Source organism: Bacillus sp. FJAT-25509 (genome assembly GCF_001420605.1).
GTDB lineage: Bacteria > Bacillota > Bacilli > Bacillales > Bacillaceae_G > Gottfriedia.
In genome coordinates, this window is record NZ_LJIZ01000003.1 from 83,978 (window position 1) to 100,473 (window position 16,496).

Genomic DNA, 16,496 nt, shown 5'->3' on the forward strand with positions numbered 1-16,496 from the left:
CTATAAAAGAAGACAGTTTTTTTATACTTAAAAAAAATCGTGATAATATTCCATCAAATGGAAAAGAATAGAGCGTAGGAAAGGAGGGTATGCGAGTGTTAAGAAGAAATTGGTTATCAGGACTAATTGTTATTTTGGCAACGATTGTATTAATAGCAACACCAGGTAATTTTAAAGCTTTTGCTGAATCTGAGGTATCAGATGCAAATGATCGCGCACAAACAATCGTAGTAGAATTGAATGATGATTACTTTAATCCGAAAAACATCACGATTCCAAATGGGACAAAAACAACTTTATTATTGAAAAATAAAGGGAGTAAATCACATACTTTTACTGTGAAAATGCTCAATATTGATGTAGAACTTCAACCTGGAAAAGAAACATCCATTGCCGTTCAACCAAAACAAGCAAATACATATGATCTTACTTGTAAATACCATTTCAATGTTGGAATGGTAGGAAAAGTAATCGTTAAATAAAAGCAAGGCCACAGGGCCTTGCTTTTATTTATGTATTGATAATTTACCACCATATAGAAATGTCATTTGAATTTCTAACTGGAACATTACTTTTTAACAAAATCTCCTCATACAATTAAAATGAGGAGGGATATGGATGGAGAATATCGATTTTCATATACTTCAATGGTTTTTCGGTAGTACACCGATTCTTGGTTTAACATTAATGATGTTTATTGCTTCATCGCTTGGGAAACGCCCTACTATACCAATTATTACACTTATTGTAACTTCATGCTTGTGGTTTATTTGGAAAACGCTCCCAAACGATATATGGCATCATATGGGTGCAGGTGATAATGTAGGTCTGTACCAACATATAACATTTGCGCTAATCCTTGGTTTTGCCACATCGAGCATTCTTGGATTGTTTCAAAAAACTCGTCAAGCTTAATAAGATTACCATTAGATATATGAACATTTAAAAGGCTATTAATGTTTTTATATAGATTAGAATACTATGTACTAAAAACTATGAGCTTCTCTAAATAGAGGCTCTTTTTTTATTTTATAGACTTGGAAGCGAATTCATAAAAAAGAATCAAAAATAATGAAAAAACCGATTGACTCTCCCCTCGGAGGAGGCTTTACATTATGTTTTGTAGAGTTTTAAAAGGAGTTGAGGTAAAAATGAAAAAACAAAACATAATGTTATCTTTAGTATTAATGAATTTATTCATTATTTTTTTAGGAATTGGATTAGTAATTCCAGTAACACCATCAATTATGAATGAGTTAAATATATCGGGTACTATTGTGGGGTATATGGTAGCTGCATTTGCTATTACACAATTATTTTTTTCACCAATTGCAGGTCGCTGGGTAGACCAGTTCGGACGAAAAAAAATGATTATAATTGGTTTATTAATCTTTAGTATCTCAGAGTTTTTATTCGGAATGGGTAAAACGATTGAGGTTCTTTTTATTTCACGTATGTTAGGCGGAATAAGTGCGGCATTTATTATGCCAGCTGTAACAGCATTTATAGCAGATGTTACAACGGTTGACACAAGAGCAAAGGCACTTGGCTATATGTCGGCTGCAATTTCAACAGGTTTTATTGTTGGACCAGGTGTTGGAGGATTTTTAGCAGAATATGGTCCACGCATACCATTTTTCTTTGCAGCAGGATTGGCAATTTTTGCAGGGATATTATCTATTACAGTCCTACCAGAGCCTGAACGAAATCAAGAAAGTATTGAAGAAAAACGACAAAAGCCAGGATTTAAACGTGTTTTTGCACCGATGTACTTTATTTCGTTTATGGTCATATTAATCTCACAATTTGGTTTGTCAGCTTTTGAATCATTATTTTCATTGTTCACTAATCATAAATTTGGATTTACACCCAAAGACATAGCAATCATGATTACTGGTGGTGGGATTGTTGGTGCGATTGCTCAAATTGCATTATTTGATCGATTAACAAAATGGATGGGAGAAATTCGATTAATTCGATATAGTTTAATCCTTTCTACAATACTAGTGTTTATGATGACAATTGTTAACTCATATTTTATGATTTTACTAGTGACGATTACAGTATTTTTAGGCTTTGATTTAATGCGTCCGGCTGTAACTACTTATTTATCTAAGATTGCTGGAAATGAACAAGGCTTTGTAGGTGGAATGAATTCAATGTTTACTAGTTTTGGGAATGTAATAGGACCTATCATCGGTGGAATCCTATTTGATATAGACTTAAACTATCCATTTTATTTTGCAACAGTCTTATTAGCGAGTGGCGTTGGTTTAACAATTGCTTGGAAAATGCCAGTGTATCGAACAGCATAATTAAATGAAAAGCGTATTCTATATTTACGAATAAAGAATACGCTACTTTTGCTAAAATAAGATTAGGAGGTGATAGAAGTGAAGGAAAAACTATATACAATAGGTGAGGTCTCCAAATTAGTTAATATTTCGATTAAAGCACTCCGATATTATGATAAAATCAATTTATTTAAACCAGCGTATGTCGATCCAGATACGAATTATAGATATTACAAAGACTCACAAATTCATCTTCTCGATTTAATCAAATCACTCAAATATATTGGTACTCCATTAGAAGAGATGAAAGAAGTACAGGGGCTACAGAGAGATGAATTTTTCTCCTTTTTAACAGAACAAGAAAAAATTGTAAGAGAAAAAATAGATTCATTAATGGAAATTGAAAAAATCATCGCAAATGCAAAAAAGGGATTACAAAAACAAAAGGATTATCCACAATTTGGTGAAGTGTTTTTTTCTTATGAAGAAGAAATGCAAATCATTCAGACGAAAGCTAAAGGGATTGACCCGAAAAATATTTTAAATGCTTCATACAGTAAATTGAAGAAATTTGCCGCATCTACAGAAGGTTTTAGGAACAATGGTTATGGGGCCATTGTGCCATATAAGTCTTATACACATGTTAGTGAAGTAACATATCAATATTTATTTACACCAGTTTTAACAAAAAAACAAACTACACTACTATTACCGGGTACCGAGCTTTCAACCATCCCCGAAGGAAATTACATATGCATTACTTATAATAGCGTATCATCTGATGATTATTTTACAAACTTACAAAGACTTATTAACTATATAGACAAACATCAAATAACGATTAAAAGTGATATCTATGAGTCATTAATACATAATAATTATTCACCGAATCAAAGAGAAGAATTTTTGGTTGAAATGAGAGTATTGGTCGAAGATGAAAATGAATTGATAGAATAATAAATGATTCCTAAAAGCTCTTAGATTAATACGAAACCTAATTAAAGTTTTTTAGACAGACTCCTTAAAGAGTCTTTTTTTTTAGTTCTATGATCCAAGAATAAATTTATTTAATATACAAATTAAATTATTGAATAAAAAGGTATAGATTTATAGATAAATTGAATTTATACATATGACGAATCAAATTATTTAATGTAAAACTTTAATTATTTAATTTAAGTATAAGTTTTTATAAATATTTTTAAATTTTTGTTTGAAAAATTAAATAGATAGTGTATGATATGATTAAATAAAAGAAAGGAGAACAGTATGTCGTATCCTTTACTCACAAATTGTCCTGTTTGCAGCAAGTCACTTAAAATTACTAAACTACATTGTAACCATTGTCAGACAACAATTGAAAATGAATTTGAAGTATCTAGATTAGCGGCTCTTGGTCAAGAACAACTTCATTTTATTGAGATTTTTCTTAAATGTCGTGGAAATATCAAAGAGGTCGAAAAAGAACTAGGAATTTCTTATCCGACCGTCAGAGGAAAATTAGATGAAATTATCTCTTCCCTTGGATATTCCACTCAAAAGAAACCAGAAATAGATAAATCAAAAATTGTAACATTATTGGAAAAAGGCGAAATTACTGCTGAAAAAGCCATTCAATTATTAAAAGAGGGGGACTTATAATGAAAGACGAGATTTCAAGAATCTTAACGTTGATGGAAGAAGGAAAGATTGATAAAGATAAGGCAAGTGAATTAATTAATATTTTACAAGATAAAGATACGCCGGAACGCGTATCTTTGAAAAAAGAATCATATGGAAATAAAATCTTAAAGATTCGGGTGAACTCTGAAGTAGGAGATAATGTTAATGTTAATGTACCGATAAATCTTGTAAAAGCAGTTTTAAAAGTAGGGACAAATATTGCTGAAAAAATTCCTGAGGCAGAAAAATATGTAAAAGATATTAATGTTGATCTGCTAATCGAAGCAATCGAAAACGAAATGGTCGGACAAATCGTTGACATCACTTCATCAAACGGTGATAAAGTTTTTGTTGTGATTGAGTAGATTATGATAAAGGTCAAGTTGAAAATAGAAGGAAAGCGATTCTCCATTCCCGTTCCTTATGCAATTTTAGATTTAGCTAGTTTGATCATCACATCAAAATTACTTAATCATATAATAAATAAAGCTATTAAAAAAAATGGCAGTAAATTTAATTTGCCTGAAATTGATAGAAAGGATTTGAAGCCGTTAATAAAGGGACTTTCAAAAAACAGTGGACTAATCCTTGTTGATACGAAATTAAAAGATGGAACTGAGGTAGTAGTAAAGCTTTAAGGTTCAGTCTTTTGATCACTAAAATAAATTTTCTTATTTATTCAATTGATTTTATAATAATATTATTATGTAAACTAAGAGTATTAAAAAGAAACCCCTTTTTTGAAAAAAGGGGTTTCTTTTTAATACTCTTCATCATCCCAAACATTACTTGCATTTTGAGTTCGATTCATCATTTTTGCTAAATAAATTTCCGTCGTTTGAATACTTTCATGACCTAAACTTCGACTAACTTGATAGATGCTCGCACCTTTTTCAATTGAACGACAAGCGTAATGATGTCGAAAGAAGTGAGGACTAATATTGTTCGTTCGATTATGATCTTTTACAAACGTTAACTCAGAATCTTTTATCATTTCAATTACATATTTTGATAAATATTTAAACGAATAATGTTGTTTCAGTTTATTTGGAAAGAATGGACTTGAATCAGTTTTTGCAATTTGATTTGATAGACCACGTCGACTCCTTAGTTTACATAAATCTACAAATACATGATTTAATAATTTAACTTCACGTTTTTTATTTCCTTTTCCAACAATTTCAAGCCAATAAGCGTTTGAATCCTTTGTAACTTTACCCCAATTTGCCTCAGCTAGTTCTCGAATTCGCATACCAGTTGTAGCTAATAGTTTGATTATAGTCGTTTTTAAAATATTACCATTATAAAAATTCAATAATGCTTTAACTTCACTTTCTTCCAAATCACGATTTGGTAAGTCATCCTTTGTTATTTTTGCATTCAATATTCGAGTATATAAAGGCACTTGAACGTAATGACTATCAAATAAAAACTTAAAAAAACTCTTTAAAATCACAAGTTTTCTTGAAAGAGTTGTAACACGATATAGTTGTTTGTTCGGACCGTATTGATAAGTAGACAGCCATTGTTGATATGAATCGATATGTCTTTGTTTTAAATTTTTGAAAAGGGAAGTTTCTATATAAGATGCTACATCCTGACGCAAAAATTCTTCACTCTTTAATAAGTATCGATAAAACTGCAGTAATTCTCGTATGTACTCCATCTTTGTACTTTCTTTTCGCTGTTTTGATTTTTGAATATCTTTTCTTTGATGAACAAAATAGTAAATCATATCTAAATCTGTAAAACCTTCATAAATCATACGATGATTTTTTTCATTTTCAAACTTTGTTTGTAAAAGAGTAGGGAAGTATGTTTCATCTATTAAATATTCAATTATGTTGGATTCATTAAGATTCGTTGCTGGTAAATGTATTGAATTTGTAATAAGTAGATTGGATTTTACTAGCATATTACTCACCTCATAATCTATTATACATAAATCATTGTATTTATAGTATTAATTTGAATAGTTTTTTCAGTTAAATAGTTTACTTCTATATTTTATAAATATTGAAATGCGATAAATGATTAAGGTAGAAAAATACACTATTATTCAACCTTTAACAAATCTTGTATAATTTATTATTTATAAATAAATTGATTTACTTGTATCTGTTTAATTACTTTTTAACAATTTGTTGGAAATAATTATGATATAATTAGTCTATAAAACAATGAAAAAGGAAGAATTCAAATGTTAGAACATGATCAAAAAATGAAAGAGGTTGTTACAACAAATGAGGCTGTAGAACTGTTAGGTGTATCGAAACAAACGATTTACAATTATGTAAAGGCAGGGAAACTTAACCTTGTTTATGAAGATTGGCAAATCGATGGGACAATGAGGTTTTACCTAGAGGATCTTAATCAGTTAAAATCTCAAACTGTAAAACCAGTAGGACTTACTGTTCTTGAAACAGCTAATTTATTAGGAGTATCAAAAGCAACTATCCATCAATATATAAAAGCTGGGAAAATAAACGCAACTAAAGTAAATTTTAAAGGTAGACAAACTATTTTTATTCCAAAAGAAGAAATTGAAAATCTAAAATTCTCACAAAAAAACGCAACAAGAAAAAAGTCTTTTTTTACAAAAGACTTAGAATTTTACTTATTCGGATTGTATGAAATTCCAAACTCGAACGAAAAAGCTCGAATCATAGAGATTACTGAGACTGCTGAGATTGTAGCAAAAACGAATATGGGTGAACTTTTAAATAAAGAAGAACTCACTAGCCGTGGTTTTAGAAAAGCCTATGAAATGAAGAAGGCTAATCATAGTACTAAAAGAGGCATGATCTCGTTTCAATTTCCAATACCTCAGTCAATTAGTGCCCCGATTTTTGGCATTATCGATTCATTTTATAAACAGATTGGACATCAAAATTTGAATCTATATATATTGAACAACTCAATTAAGGTTGAAATAAAACCAATTAAATTACCATATCTTGATGCCCAAATTGAACAAGATTTTGAAATTTTACAAAACTGTTTAATTGATGGTAAGCTTTCTACTAGACCAGGTTTTATTGTATTTACGAGTAATCAAGAACAGCTAACTATTTTTGTGAAAGATTCAATAAAAGAAAAGATTAAACAAATTGCACTAGATCATCACACTGGAATTGAGGATATTACTGAGAAGCTTTTGCTTTTGGGTTTAAAGGAATATGAAAAAAACAACTCATTTAATGTCTAAATTCACCCTCCAATTTCCGACAATGAGATAGGTACTTGTATTGGAAGTCAAATCTCGATGCTTCTACCAAACCAGTTTAGATAATTCTGAAAATATAAAAAAAGGGGAATGTGAAAATGAAGTTTATCGATTTAAGAAGTGACACTGTAACAAATCCTACAGATGAAATGAGACAAGCAATGTTTTTAGCCGAAGTTGGCGATGATGTATATGGAGATGATCCAACTGTACATAAATTAGAAAATCTAGCAGCTTCTTTGATTGGGAAAGAAGCTGCTTTATTTGTACCAAGTGGAACATTTGGTAATCAGCTAGCATTGTTTACACATTGCAATCGTGGTACTGAAGTAATTCTTGGGGAGGATTGTCATATATTCGAACATGAAGTAGGCGCAGCCTCAATCATTGCCGGGGTTCACTTAAGAACATTACAATCAACTCATGGCATGATGGATACTAAACGAATTAAACAATCGATCCGACCTGATGATATCCATTATCCAGAAACTTCATTAATTTGTTTAGAAAATGCCTATTCAAATGGATCTGTAGTTGATATCGATTATATGAAGCAAGTTTATAGCATCGCGAAAGATGCAAAAATCCCTGTTCATTTAGATGGTGCAAGAATTTTTAACGCTGCTACTTATTTAAAAACGGATGTCAAAGAACTATCTCAATATAGTGATTCGGTAATGTTTTGTTTATCAAAAGGACTTTGTGCTCCAGTAGGTTCAATACTTGCTGGTAGCAAAGAATTTATTGAAAAAGCGAAAAAGAAACGTAAATTGTTAGGCGGGGGCTGGAGACAATCTGGATTTTTAGCAGCTGCTGGTATAATCGCATTAGAAAAAATGACGAAACGTTTGCATGAAGATCATGAAAATTCGCTATATTTAGCTAATAAACTAAGTGATATCCCAGGAATTAATGTTGACACATCTCAACTTCATATCAATTTAGTATTCTTCCAAATGACTGATATGAGAAGAAGTCCTGAGGAAATTGAACAAATTTTTAAAGAGAACGGAATGATCATTTTTGCGCCGGATGAAGATGGCATGATGCGTTTTGCTACACATTACTGGATTACGAAAAATGATATTGATAAAGTAATTGATGTGATGAAGACAATATAAATTTTTGCTGTGAAATTACAAAAGAGGAAAATTCCTCTTTTTTGTTTTTGAGGACTTTTAGAGTAGAATGATATAATTTATTAAATAAATGTAATAACTGGATGTGTCAAAATGAATAAATGGAAATTTGATAATGGATCTAAAAAGAAAATTAGGGGTATTAGACGAAGATATAAATCGTTAGAAAAAGAATTAATAACGTTAACAGATAACATGCCAAATCCTTATGAAAGTTCTCTTGGATATTGGCATCTACACTTGCCATTTTCACAGGAATATATAGATTCAAAAAAAACACCGAATTGCATAAGACGTAAGTTGATCCAACTTTTAATTAACAGAGTTGAACATTTAAAGAATATAAAAACGAAGGAAAACTCACGATTTCGTATATATTCAATCATTTCTTTACCCCATTTATTCGACACTCAAATCGTTGTTATACCTGATAGTTATTTATTTGAAGGATTTTTTGACAGAAATACTGATGAACAAAAATGGATTCAACTTGATACTCAAAAAAACATTATTGAATGGGATCTTGAATTACCAGAAGGATTAACGTTTAAAGGATTTAAAGAGTTTATTAATGAAGAAGATTACAGTTATCAAGGTGAGATTTGGTTTATTGGTGAGTTGGAATAAATAATAAAGATATATTTAATAATGTAATCAATGCTGGATTTAGTTTTTTAAGATGAAGTAGAACGGGGCTTATAAATGAAAATCGAAGAAAAAGATGACTTTGTCATAATAAATGGATTTGAAAAAGATGGTTTTATAGATAAGATTCAACTTTGCTCCAAATGTAGAAATAACTTAATTTATTATGAAGATTTTGATGCATATTTCTGTCCAAATTGTAATACCTGGACCGAGGATAAATGTAAGGATTCTAGTTGTTTTTACTGTCCAAATCGTCCAGAAAGGCCACTACCATTTTAAATAGTTTTGTTCAACTAACGCATTTTGATCGGCAGTATAGTCGGTTTTTTTATATATTAGGATAGTAAAATAAGGAGTATTAGTTTTAAAATTTATAAACAAATATAAATGTCAGAGGAGTTTCGACAAATGAAAAATACAGAAGATTTATATTTAGAGATGTCCGATAAAATTATAGAAAAAGAAAGTAAAAATGGAGTTGAGGCTCTAAGTGAAAATGAAAGAAATTTTTATTTAATCGATAGTCTCTTAATGGAATTGAATAATGGTGGTTTTGATCAATATTTCTTAAATTGGACTGGTGAACATTGGCAAGAAACTGTTTCGATCTTAGATAATTTAGGGATCAGTTTCTTATCTAATTTAGTTAAAAAGGCTAGTGAAATCTATCGAAGTGATAAAGCAGAAGATGATATTCTTGATGAACTTAATGAATTGGATAATGTGTTTTATAATCATTTGAACTATGAAGATACATATGAAAAAGTAATGAAATCGTTCATTTAACTTATGTAATTATTTGAGCAAACTATTCTATTTTTAACGTTAAGATGTTTTTACACTAGTAGTACTACTTCTGAACTATTTTTTATTATTTTAGTAAATTACTTGTATACTTAGAAAATATTACCCTACTATAAAAGCATAGTTAATATTAACGGAATTATCAGGAAACTATTGTGCATTAAGATGACCTTGTATATATTTATAGTACAATATGACCGAACGATTGCTCATATTACGTTGAATTTTACTTAATAAGGTATTAAGGAGGATGAATGATGGAAGAAATAATTGAAAAAGCAATACAAGATATTTACCCTGATGATTTCGCTTGGTGTTATGGATGTGGTCGATTAAATAAAGATGGTCATCATCTTCGAACTAGTTGGCAAGGTGATAAAACTGTTACGATTTTTACACCTGAATCAAAGTACATGGGAATTCCAGGTTTTATTTATGGTGGACTAATTGCTTCCTTAATTGATTGTCACGGGACAGGTTCTGCCTCACTTGCTTTACACCGTAAGAATGGGAACGAAATTGGAGATGGGTCAGTGCCACCTAGGTTTGTAACCGCTGCTCTTAATGTGGAATATCTTAAACCAACCCCACAAGATGTGCCATTAAAAGCAGTTGGAACTGTAGAAGAAATCCATCCTAAAAAATGGAAAGTTCATACAGAATTATTCGCTAATGATATTCTTTGTGCCCGAGGAGAGGTAGTTCTAGTTGTAATGCCTAGCACATTTTTAAAATAAAAACTTTAAATAAATATCTACTTCGTTTCAGATCTAAGAGAAAATTTCTTAGCCATTTAGAGTAGGTGATTAAATGTGTAAAGAAATAATGAAGGATATTGAAATAACTGCCGAATTGATTTTACTCAAAGTACAGATTAAGATCGCAAAATGAAGGAAACTCGCCGAAATTGTAGCGAGTTTCCTTCATTTTTATATGCCAATTGCTATGTCAAAACGGGCTTTAAATATCTGAAGCGAACTTCAAAAAAGAAACCTTATGTCTCGACATATTTTATCAACAGACTCTTTTATTTAGGCTCTTTAAGTATTTTGCTAATTACGCTTTTTGTAGGTTTATCAACCAGCGTACTAAAGGAACTGCAACCAGCAACATGATAAAAAGACGGAATGATTGCATCTCGAATATTAAAGTTGTATCGGCTCCTGTACCAAAGGCGATGGCCATCACAGCATTAATGCCACCTGGTGTTGTAGCTAAATATCCAGAAAGTAAGTTAATATGAACAAACTTTGCTAGAACCAAACCGAAAGCTCCACAGCCGATTATAAGTATGAGAACAAAACCGGTAATTGCTGGTAACAATCGTTGAGCTAGTCGTAAGGCTTCTCTATCAAAACGTAATCCAATTTGCAGACCAATTAAAGTAAATGCTGGCTCACGTATCAATTCGGGTGGGGTAAGCCCTTGAAATGGTTTCAATGTACTCAAAACTGCCCCAAGTATCAATGGTACGATCAAAGCCCCTGCAGGAATATGAAAACGATTCCCTAACCATGCTCCCACTATAGCAATACATAATGTGAAGATACACCCCGCGAAAATTGGACCTGTGGCCTCAATTTCTGCTGGCCTAGCATATTCATAGTTACCAGTAGGTAACAAGACTAGTCTGACAAGAAGGGGAGTGATAAATACTACTAAGAAGAGGCGAACAAATTGCATGAAGGCTACAAGTCGGCCGTCAGCGTTAAGATCATCACTCGTAGCGATGACTCCTGCCGAACCACCTGCAATCATCCCCAAGGTGGAAGTTGCTAAATCCGTCTTGGTCACTCGAGCAAAAACAAATCCAGTAAGGACACTTAGCACTAAAGTGGCTCCTGTAACAAGAAGCACGATCGGCCAATCATTTCCTAGAGAGGCAATCGATGATGGGTTAAAGTAAGTACCTAAAAGTACACCTGTAATCGCCTGAGCTACTGTAAATATACCAGATGGAATTATTTTACTATAATGATTAAATGACGTGAACGCCACTATTATTCCAACAAGAAGTGCAGCAAATAAATGGGGGGAAGGAAACCCCTGGTCTTCTAGCAAAGTGCCGATAAGTAATGTACCTGCAATAATGCCAAACCAAATTATCAATATTCCTATCCAACGACGATCTTTCATAACGATCTTTCATTCCTTTCATCCTTTAGTTTTTTTCTCAAGGTAATTAGGCTTGTACACCGGTATTTCTGCTCTTGCAAATTCATTTGAATAATTACCCGAAGTTGTCCAACCGCCGTAAAAATCTTAACAAAGAAGAACTCTATCATAAACAACGTTATCCAATATTAATCATGCTTATTCAGATTAAGAAAATATAAATAAGAATCAAATTATTTACATATAAGTTTAATTTTATTTTCATTTTACTTTAAGGCTCTAAGCTATAATTCTCTTTTATAGGGCAAAGAAAAAAGGGGAAGAGGATTTAATCATTGAATTCCGATTTAATTTGACTAATAAAAATAGGGTGTGATTGTATTAAAAAAATAATAGACGCGATTAATTAATGGGCAGGTAAATCACCTAATACAGTCGATGAATCAACGCCAATTGATCGTCTAAAGCAAAAAGTTGATTACTCTTATGCTCAAAAGGTAGTGATTCTTAATCCCGAAATAAACCTAAATACGGTGATGCCCAGGTTATAAATATTGATCAACTCCAGTAGAAAATATAAAAAAATGAGGGGAATATAATGAAAAATATTCGAGCACAAGTATTAGTTATTTTGACTGATTTATGTAATACAGAAGAAATAGTAGAAAATCCGGAAGTACTTTTATTTGAAGAAGGTTTGTTAGATTCATTTGGAACTGTTAGCTTACTTGTTGAGATAGAAGAGAAATTAGGGATCGATGTAACAATTTCTGATTTCGATCGAGATGAGTGGTCTACACCAAATAAAATTATAACAATTTTAGAAAATATGGCTGCTTAAAATATAGAATTTTAGAAAAAGCTTCCGAACACTCAAATTTTGTGTTCGGAAGCTTTTTTCTTTGGTCTATATTCAATTTCATATGCATATTTTGTTCAGTGTCAATCAGTTAATCACTAAGTTTTGAGATTTATTCTTAACTTTTTCTTTATTGTGCAAGAAAGATTCCATTGCTTGATCCACATAAACCCATCCCTTTAAACTTAAATGAAGCGAATCTCTGAAAAAATATTTATCATATTCATGGTTTGATAAGTCTTCAACTTCGAATCCAGCATCACGAATTTCTTTAGATACTTTTTTATAATACAAAGTACGCTCTTCTTTTTTAAAACCAATGTAATCATAAAAGTACCCATTTACTGGAACAGATATGAAAAGTGGTTTTGCGCCAGCACTTTTTAATAAATCTAATTCCAGTTGTAGGTCCTTATATTCTGGTGATTCTTTATAGGAAAGTGTAGACTTAGAGTTTTTTAATTGATTAATTTTATTAGCAAAATGCAATGTATAAATACTGTTTCTAATATAAAATGGATTATTAGTTGCTGTTTTCTTTCCTTCTTTCTCTGCAATTGCTATCAGTTCTTTATATGATTTATTTTTTGAAGTTGAGTAATAATTACTTTCAAAATTACTGATAAAATTAAATTTTGATGTAAGAACATCTTGTTTATTAATAATTGATAAATAAGGATTGACTAAATTCTGAGTAATTAATTTATTAGATAGTTTTTCTGGTTTCATTCCAAGTGCCTGCCTCATCAAAGTCGCAAGCATTTTATCATTTCTTACTATTGAATAATCAAGTAATCGATTAATTGCTCTTTCTTTTATATCCATAGGGATATTATTATTTTTTGCAAATTCAATTGCTTGTAACTTTGAAAAATTTGGGTCAAAACGTTGTTCATCTAATCCTCTTTTATTAAACCATTGAGGTGAAATTATAAAAATTATTTGTTTCCCTTTTAAACTTGAATAGTTAGCAGATAAACTAAGGAAATGTATTAATGATTGAGTTCCACCTCTTCCAATTAGGAAAGGTGTATATTTTGGATCATATACCTTAAAATAATTTGAAGGATGAAACTCATCAAATCTTGAAAGTTCAGACGAACCATAGATTGGTATAATGGTAGGATCTTTCATAACTTGTCTTTGTACTGTAATACCTTGGAAGATAGCAGGACTAAGTGAGCTAGATTGATGCCTAGCTGTTCGATTTGTAACTAGTGGAGTTAACCATTGATTTGGAATGGTAATTATTAATATAGCAACTATAACAGCCAAAAACATTGGACCGAAAGTAGTTTTTTTCATATCTAATCCCTCATTTGATGTCTAATTATTTGTTTTAGAATAATGTTCCTGAAAAAATTAAAAAACCAAAACAAATAAAGTGAAATGTTATAATGATTGAAAGTATATCAGTGAATTTTGTTCGCGGAATTAATTTCTTTTCTTTGTTTTTCCTTTCAAATAGATCGTAGCAAATAATTAAAAGAGCATGGTAAATACCATAAACAATGAAATGCAACGCTAGTCCATGCCAAAGACCCATTAAAAAAAATAAGGTAAAGTAAGAAATATACGAGATAACATATCGGTTTTTTATTATTTTCTTTTTTTGTAAGTAAAAAACTAGCCTCATATAAACATAATCTCTAAACCAAAACGACAACGTCATATGCCAACGATTCCAAAAATCTTTAATATTTCTACTTAAAAATGGTTTATTAAAGTTCTGTGGTGTTTGAACACCTAATAAATAGCTAACTCCGACTGCAAAAGCACTATAACCTGCAAAATCAAAGAACAAATAAAAGCTGTATGCATACATGTATACCAGTTTTAAGACAAATAGGTCTTCATGTAAATAGACATTTGAAATAATATACAAATTGATAGCATGGGCAATAATATACTTATAAAGAAACCCTCGAAAAATTAAGTTTATACCATTAAATAAAAGAACTTTATATTCCCCAGGTTCAAAGCTATTCTTGAAATCCTTCTCAAACCTTCGAAATCGATCAATCGGACCAGACGTAAAAGTTGGGAAGAATAAAAAGAACTGTAGAAACTCAAATACTGTTAACGATTTGATTAATCCATCCCTTATTTCGATTAGTAATTGGATTGATTTGAAAGTTACATAGGAAATACCCAAAAATCCAATTATTGAATTTGGAATAAAAAGTGGCTGAACCTTAGTTAAAATTAACGGAAATATCGTTAATACTATTAAAAAATAAAAAACTCGAGGATTATTGTATTTCTCACGATATTTTCTATAGTTAATGACCAATACTGTTTGGAAAATAGTAAAACATATAAAAAATAACAACTGTTTTATATCGTCTTTAAAAATAAGTAAAATAAGTGTCCAGCCAACAAGCGTATTGTAAAATGTTATCTTTTTTCCTCTTAACCCATATATAACAATTGGTAAGAATAATAACATCAATAATAAAAAATATAGTAAATTTGCGTATGGTGTCATTTGAATACCTCTATAAATATTAGTTAATAAGATTAAAATTCATTATAAATAAATGTTGATGAGCCAGAGGAATTACAAATGTAAAAATATATTAGCAATATGATGATCATTAAATAATAACTAGTTTTTAAAAACCATTGAAAAATCATTGCATTTTTATAAACTAGATTTGTTTTCTTTTCTTTCATAGTTAATTCTCCCTTTAATTTCTAAGTTTAAAATTGAATGTTTAAATTGTTTATAAGTACTGAAATGTATAGCATTGCTATATAATAGCACAGTAAAAAAGCAAAAAAGATTATATTTTTTTAATCAATTTCACTATAATTTAATGATTGGCTATAAAATTCATTATTGTTTTTTTTTAGGCATTTTTTTATATGTATAAGTGTTTAATAATTAAATTATTCTAATGAAATTTATAGTGAATATTCATAATAGAATCTGCGAAATTTAATTTATGAAATAGAAAAAAGAGAGAGTAACGGGACTCTCTCTTTTTCGTTTGGATAATGAAAGGATTCCATCATCAATCCGAACAAATTTAAAATTCTTTTTTTTACAAAATAAGTAATAAAACCTTCAAGCGCATTGTTTTCGTTCATACTGCTTTTCTTTATAACGCTGATAATACCAGATAGCAGTACTAATCCAAAATCCTCCAATAAAGTAACCAGCAATTACATCGCTTGGAAAATGAACACCTAAATAAATTCTGCTTATGCCAATTAAAAGAACCATTATTAAACTTATCATTATTAATAGAGAACGCCCAAATTTTGTCCGAATATTTCTCCACAATATAAATGCTAAGATTCCATAAACTGTCATAGCGTTAGTTGCATGCCCACTCGGAAAACTATATCCACTTATTTCAATTAAACGGTGTAAATCAGGTCTCGCCCTATGAAAGAAGAGTTTTAATAAAAAACAAAGAATATTTGAGCCAATAAGAGCAGCAATAAATAATATTAATTCAGAACGGTGATCTAAAACTTTATAAAGAAAATATAGAATACTAATAGAAAGTACAATAATAAATACGCTTGAACCTAAAAAAGTTATCAATTTCATAAAAGATGTCATGAAGGGTGATTCAAGTCCTTGTATAAAGTTAATAACCGTGCTATCAAAATGATATATACTATGATTGCTCACTAGTAATGCCATGAGTCCGAAACCAAAAAGAGACAAAAGACTAATTAAAAAAGCAATCCACAAAAAATACTTTAAATTCATTTAAAAATACCTCAAATTTACA

At 30.4% G+C, this 16,496-nt stretch carries 20 protein-coding genes; 14 read left to right on the top strand and 6 right to left on the bottom strand.

All coding sequences use genetic code 11. The features are described from left to right. The first annotated feature begins 89 nt into the window (after window positions 1-89). From AN960_RS00795 to AN960_RS00825, 7 genes are all read left to right on the top strand, one after another. Window positions 90-482, top strand: coding sequence for a cupredoxin domain-containing protein (locus AN960_RS00795; protein ID WP_056465526.1), 393 nt, complete (start codon window positions 90-92; stop codon window positions 480-482). Window positions 483-618: 136 nt separating this feature from the next. Then, window positions 619-915: a hypothetical protein gene (locus tag AN960_RS00800; protein WP_056465528.1), complete on the top strand. Its 297-nt coding sequence runs from the start codon at window positions 619-621 to the stop codon at window positions 913-915. A 236-nt stretch (window positions 916-1,151) separates the two neighbouring features. After that, window positions 1,152-2,315, top strand: a complete 1,164-nt coding sequence (locus AN960_RS00805; protein ID WP_056467011.1) for an MFS transporter — start codon at window positions 1,152-1,154, stop codon at window positions 2,313-2,315. Between the two features lie 78 nt (window positions 2,316-2,393). Further along, window positions 2,394-3,251 (top strand): MerR family transcriptional regulator, encoded by an 858-nt coding sequence (locus AN960_RS00810; protein ID WP_056465532.1) that lies wholly within the window; start codon window positions 2,394-2,396, stop codon window positions 3,249-3,251. 312 nt (window positions 3,252-3,563) lie between these two features. Next, a complete protein-coding gene (locus AN960_RS00815) occupies window positions 3,564-3,935 on the top strand; it encodes a DUF2089 domain-containing protein (RefSeq protein WP_056465534.1) in 372 nt (123 codons plus the stop codon). After that, window positions 3,935-4,321 carry a hypothetical protein gene (locus AN960_RS00820; RefSeq protein ID WP_056465536.1) on the top strand — a complete coding sequence of 129 codons (387 nt, stop codon included), beginning with the start codon at window positions 3,935-3,937 and terminating at the stop codon, window positions 4,319-4,321. Before AN960_RS00815 ends, AN960_RS00820 begins: the two co-directional genes overlap by 1 nt. Before the next feature lie 3 nt (window positions 4,322-4,324). After that, window positions 4,325-4,594, top strand: coding sequence for a lysophospholipid acyltransferase family protein (locus AN960_RS00825; protein ID WP_056465538.1), 270 nt, complete (start codon window positions 4,325-4,327; stop codon window positions 4,592-4,594). A gap of 122 nt (window positions 4,595-4,716) precedes the next feature. On the opposite strand, the gene AN960_RS00830 is transcribed toward AN960_RS00825, so the two are convergent. Then, entirely contained in the window at window positions 4,717-5,871 is a 1,155-nt protein-coding gene (locus tag AN960_RS00830; RefSeq protein WP_056465540.1) for a tyrosine-type recombinase/integrase, read from the bottom strand. 285 nt (window positions 5,872-6,156) lie between these two features. On the opposite strand from AN960_RS00830, the gene AN960_RS00835 reads away from it, so the two are divergent. From AN960_RS00835 to AN960_RS00860, 6 genes are all read left to right on the top strand, one after another. Then, on the top strand, window positions 6,157-7,164 hold the full coding sequence (locus tag AN960_RS00835) for a helix-turn-helix domain-containing protein (protein ID WP_056465542.1): 1,008 nt from the start codon (window positions 6,157-6,159) through the stop codon (window positions 7,162-7,164). A 116-nt stretch (window positions 7,165-7,280) separates the two neighbouring features. Further along, entirely contained in the window at window positions 7,281-8,303 is a 1,023-nt protein-coding gene (gene ltaE / locus AN960_RS00840) for a low-specificity L-threonine aldolase (RefSeq protein WP_056465544.1), read from the top strand. Window positions 8,304-8,414: 111 nt separating this feature from the next. After that, a complete protein-coding gene (locus AN960_RS00845; protein WP_056465545.1) occupies window positions 8,415-8,948 on the top strand; it encodes a DUF3916 domain-containing protein in 534 nt (177 codons plus the stop codon). Window positions 8,949-9,023: 75 nt separating this feature from the next. After that, window positions 9,024-9,248, top strand: a complete 225-nt coding sequence (locus AN960_RS00850; protein WP_056465547.1) for a hypothetical protein — start codon at window positions 9,024-9,026, stop codon at window positions 9,246-9,248. Window positions 9,249-9,377: 129 nt separating this feature from the next. Next, entirely contained in the window at window positions 9,378-9,755 is a 378-nt protein-coding gene (locus AN960_RS00855) for a DMP19 family protein (protein ID WP_056465549.1), read from the top strand. A gap of 275 nt (window positions 9,756-10,030) precedes the next feature. Then, entirely contained in the window at window positions 10,031-10,510 is a 480-nt protein-coding gene (locus tag AN960_RS00860) for a PaaI family thioesterase (protein ID WP_056465551.1), read from the top strand. A gap of 319 nt (window positions 10,511-10,829) precedes the next feature. Here the strand turns inward: AN960_RS00860 and AN960_RS00865 are convergent, their stop codons facing one another. Beyond that, window positions 10,830-11,909 carry an AbrB family transcriptional regulator gene (locus AN960_RS00865; RefSeq protein WP_056465553.1) on the bottom strand — a complete coding sequence of 360 codons (1,080 nt, stop codon included), beginning with the start codon at window positions 11,907-11,909 and terminating at the stop codon, window positions 10,830-10,832. A 577-nt stretch (window positions 11,910-12,486) separates the two neighbouring features. Here AN960_RS00865 and dltC point away from each other — a divergent pair. Next, window positions 12,487-12,729: a D-alanine--poly(phosphoribitol) ligase subunit 2 gene (dltC, locus tag AN960_RS00870; protein ID WP_056465555.1), complete on the top strand. Its 243-nt coding sequence runs from the start codon at window positions 12,487-12,489 to the stop codon at window positions 12,727-12,729. A gap of 105 nt (window positions 12,730-12,834) precedes the next feature. Here dltC and dltD read toward each other — a convergent pair whose 3' ends face one another. The 4 genes from dltD to AN960_RS00885 form a co-directional block, all read right to left on the bottom strand. Next, the gene (gene dltD, locus AN960_RS00875) at window positions 12,835-14,052 is read right to left on the bottom strand and encodes a D-alanyl-lipoteichoic acid biosynthesis protein DltD (RefSeq protein WP_056465557.1); all 1,218 of its coding nucleotides are present in this window, start codon (window positions 14,050-14,052) and stop codon (window positions 12,835-12,837) included. 34 nt (window positions 14,053-14,086) lie between these two features. Further along, window positions 14,087-15,235 carry a D-alanyl-lipoteichoic acid biosynthesis protein DltB gene (dltB, locus tag AN960_RS00880; protein ID WP_056465558.1) on the bottom strand — a complete coding sequence of 383 codons (1,149 nt, stop codon included), beginning with the start codon at window positions 15,233-15,235 and terminating at the stop codon, window positions 14,087-14,089. 32 nt (window positions 15,236-15,267) lie between these two features. Next, entirely contained in the window at window positions 15,268-15,423 is a 156-nt protein-coding gene (gene dltX, locus AN960_RS23815; protein ID WP_082459304.1) for a teichoic acid D-Ala incorporation-associated protein DltX, read from the bottom strand. A 394-nt stretch (window positions 15,424-15,817) separates the two neighbouring features. After that, entirely contained in the window at window positions 15,818-16,474 is a 657-nt protein-coding gene (locus AN960_RS00885) for a phosphatase PAP2 family protein (RefSeq protein WP_056465560.1), read from the bottom strand. Window positions 16,475-16,496 lie beyond the last annotated feature (22 nt).